The following is a 3,686-nucleotide window of genomic DNA, read 5'->3' as shown; positions in this document are numbered from 1 at the left end:
GTAGCGATACTTAAGCTCACTGCCATCGGGGTTGATGCGGCGGCTCACCAAATGCAGGCCGGGGTGATATTCGTAGCGAGTCTCGCGGCCCAGCTCGTCCCACTCGGCCATCACCTTGCCGTAGGCGTTATATTCGAAGCGGCGGATGCCACCACCAGGCAGATACACGGCTTGCAAGCGATCTGCCGCATTCCATTCATAACGGGTAATCGCGCCACGCGGGTCCCGCCGTACTATCTGGCGACCCCGCTCGTCATAGCGCCAGCGGGTCACACCACCGTTGGCACCCTTCTCCTCAATCAGCTGCCCAAGGCGGTTCCAGCCCAGTTCGATGCGGCTGCCATCGGGTTGCACCACGGTGCTGAGCTTGCCTTGCGCGTTATAGCTGTAGCGAGTCTCCCGGCCAAGGGGATCCCGTCTTGCAATCACATCCCCTTGCTCGTTGCGTTCAAAACGCCACTCACGATCCCCCTGCACCACCTTGCGAACCCGACCATCCCAATAGTGATAGGCGGTCTGACTGCCATCGGGAGCAATCTCGCACTCCAGCAAGTCCGCTTCGTCATAGTGGTAACGGGTTTCGCTCCCCAGCGCATCGCGGGCCAGCACTTTCTGACCCTTGTCGTTATAGACAAACTCGCTGACCGCGCCGTCGGGATCTTGCTGACGGATCAGCCGGGCGTTGCTGTCATGCTGGTACACCTCCTGACTGCCATCCGCATTGCTGACCGTCACTTCACCCTTGTCATCATCCCAGGTGTAGCTGACATCAAAACGGGCAACATCACTCCAGTGGCGCACCGCGCGCGCCAGCTTCCCTTCCCGCTCCCACTCCCAGAAGAACCCTGCGCCGCCCGCCAGTCGGCGCTCCAGGATCACCCCATCAGGGCGATAGCGGTAACGTTCGCACTCACCGGCCCCGTTTTCAGCTACCACCAGGTGCCCTGCATCGTCATAGTAATAACGTTGCAAGGTCGCTTCTGGCTGCCAGTTAATACCGTCAAAATGCTGTAATTCGACAGCGGCCAGATATGCCTTTTGATAGACAATGCGAAGAGCCAGACCGCCCTCGTTTTCTATCCAGCAGGGGCGCCCCTGCTCATCGGCACGGATAGTGAGCCGGTTGCCATAAAGATCCGACATGGCCGTCAGACGGCCTGTCTTGCCATGCCAGGTGAAATGCAGGAAGGGCGATCCCGCCTTGGCTACTATCACCTCGTCAGGCTCATCCCCCAGATAAACGGCCGCCTCTGACAACTGGTTGGTGATCATGGGTCTGGTTGCCGAAGGCATCGGCAACTCGATAGCAAGAGACTCCTGGTCCCACCAGGTCAGGCTATCTCCGTGACGTTCGAGCCGATGGGCCAGCGCATGACTCCACCCCGCCCCCATGCCACAGGAACGCTCAACAGCTGACGTGCGATAGAGGCGACCAAAGGTAAACGGCAGCATGCCCGGCAGATGGGCATCCTCCAGCGCCAGCAACTCCTCGCCGGTGACCATGGACACAGGGCAGTTGTTCTTGCAGGTTTTGGCTTCAGTCTGGCTGGCATGACCAGCGGCGTTGGTTGAGGGTTTAGAGGCATCTGAAGTACCACCAACCTGCTCGATGGTGGTGTGTGACTTGTGCCTACGGGTCTCGGCCGTCGCTTTTTCTACAAGCGTCGGAGCTTCTCTGTCGATCAGCTTCAGATCGGCTTTTTTAAGCGGATTCAACGGCGCCACACCCGTCACCAACACCGGCTTGGCTACATCGATATGAGCTACCAGGTTGTGCTTTTTTGACATGGCGATTAATGTTGCCGCCAGCTTGGCCATCCGAGCCTGCTGCTTGGCCGCCCTGGTTATGGTGGTCACCGCCTTGGTACCATAGCGGACGGCAATCCCGGCGCCACCGGTCAATACTACCCCAACCAACACATCAAACAGCACAGTGACCACCGCCTGGGTACCAAACTCCACCAGCTCATCCGGTGGGAGCATCTTTAACCAGCTCACCAGTGCATTAACATAGAGATAGATCAACGCCTCATCTTGCAGCACCAACATGGCGCTCTCGATCTTCTCTGCTCCCGCTTGTGCCACATCGGCCGCATTTACCCCGAATTTCAGCAGTTTTTCGGCATTACCCATTGGATCAGCCAATAAATCATACAGACCGGTTAAATCATCCCATACCGAGGCAAGCGCACCACCAATCCCACGCAACACTCCGGCGGCAACTGCAACGCCACCACCGCCATTGCGTTGATAATTAACCCATGCAGGTTGATGGGTCGAGGCCCACTCGCGCTCCAACCAGGCAGCCAAATCAGCCTGCACCGTCTGGTATGAGCTAAATAACCCGTCCAGATCGCTCTTCTTCACATTGGGATAGAAGGTGACCTGATAGGACTGGCCCGGAGTCAGCTTACCGACTTCGGCAATCCCCTTGGCATCCAGAGTTCCCTCATCCACGACCCCCTCACTGACAAAACGTCCACGAACCATCTTGCCCGCTTCCACCTTGTAAGGGGTGTTACCGATGGGAATGAAGCGCACGGATTCAAACAGATGGACCAGCCGCAAGGTGCCGCTCAACGGGCACTGCGTCACCACGGATTGCGCCTTCTTGCTGCTTGATGAGGCTTTTATCGTCTTGTCACCAACCTTGATGGTCTGCTCCATGTCCATACCGAGCATGTCGCCCAGAAAGAAACTCTCGGCATCCTTGCGGTACTCAGTCAGGGTATTACGATAATCGGCGATCACCTGGGTGAAGACGGCCTGGCCGGCATTACTCATGCTTGAACCTCGTTGAGCAGCGCCGCTTCCAGCGCTGGAAATAGATCGATATCAGGGGATGGACTACGGGAAATGAAACGGGCGATTTTGCACCTGAGATTGGCCTCGGGAAAAGACCAGTAAAGCTGGCCATTCTGATCTGCCAACTGTTGCATCAGGTTGTTGATAAGGGGACCTGTATCTTGCCCGGCCAACGCGGCTGCGATAGCGGGAGGAAGTTCCCACCAGGGAAACGGACGTGCAGCGCAGGGCTCCGATGGGCCCCATGAAAATGCATTGCCCTGGCACCACATCGCATCCAGTTGCGGCAACAGCGTCGTCATGCCATCACCAAGCTGCGAGGCGATGGCAGACATATACACACCATCCCAATAGCGAAAGAACACGGCGTCCCCCTGATGCCAGATCTGGGTCAGCCCCTGAAAATGACCATAGAGGGTGCCAACAGGTTGCGCTGTCGCCAGAATAAATCCCCAATCGCGAGCATCGGTCGTCTCAGCCCACTCGATAAAAGGACTCTCCTTGTCCAACGCGACCAGATAGGGCATCACGGGGAGCCAGTCGTGATAGGGGGTACCAAGATAGAGTCCGCGCGGAGTTTGACGGCCATCAAGCTGATAGTAGTGCTGCAAGGGCGCCGCATCGCTGGCCCCTGCCAGTACGGCATAGAGTGGGCTAGTTTGCTCCGCCACCCACTCGGCAAGCGACATAGCATCAGATTTCACAACCGCCCTCCTTGCACTTCTCACACTCCTCACAGAAAGGTGCGGCACTCTTCATGGTCGCAAGCTGGGCAGGACTGAGCGGCACTTTGGGTATGGGAGGAACACTCACCCCCAAGGGGCCCAGGGGGGATTTGCCGGCCCACCCCGACCCCGAACCGGCACCGCCGCCCGAGTTCA

General features: G+C 57.9%; 2 protein-coding genes. Both read right to left on the bottom strand.

The window, feature by feature from the left end:
- The coding region (locus AAC083_RS10535; RefSeq protein WP_146181537.1) for a DUF6531 domain-containing protein at positions 1-2,784 on the bottom strand (2,784 nt) is incomplete at its 3' end.
- On the bottom strand, positions 2,781-3,509 hold the full coding sequence (locus AAC083_RS10530; RefSeq protein WP_258224561.1) for a DUF4123 domain-containing protein: 729 nt from the start codon (positions 3,507-3,509) through the stop codon (positions 2,781-2,783). The genes AAC083_RS10535 and AAC083_RS10530, both read right to left, overlap by 4 nt.
- Positions 3,510-3,686: the final 177 nt, after the last annotated feature.

The sequence above is a fragment of the Aeromonas sp. HMWF014 genome, from assembly GCF_963878295.1.
In the GTDB taxonomy this organism is placed as follows: Bacteria; Pseudomonadota; Gammaproteobacteria; order Enterobacterales; family Aeromonadaceae; genus Aeromonas; species Aeromonas popoffii.
The sequence above is the reverse complement of the archived record's forward strand: the minus strand, read 5'-3'. Positions and strand labels throughout refer to the sequence as shown.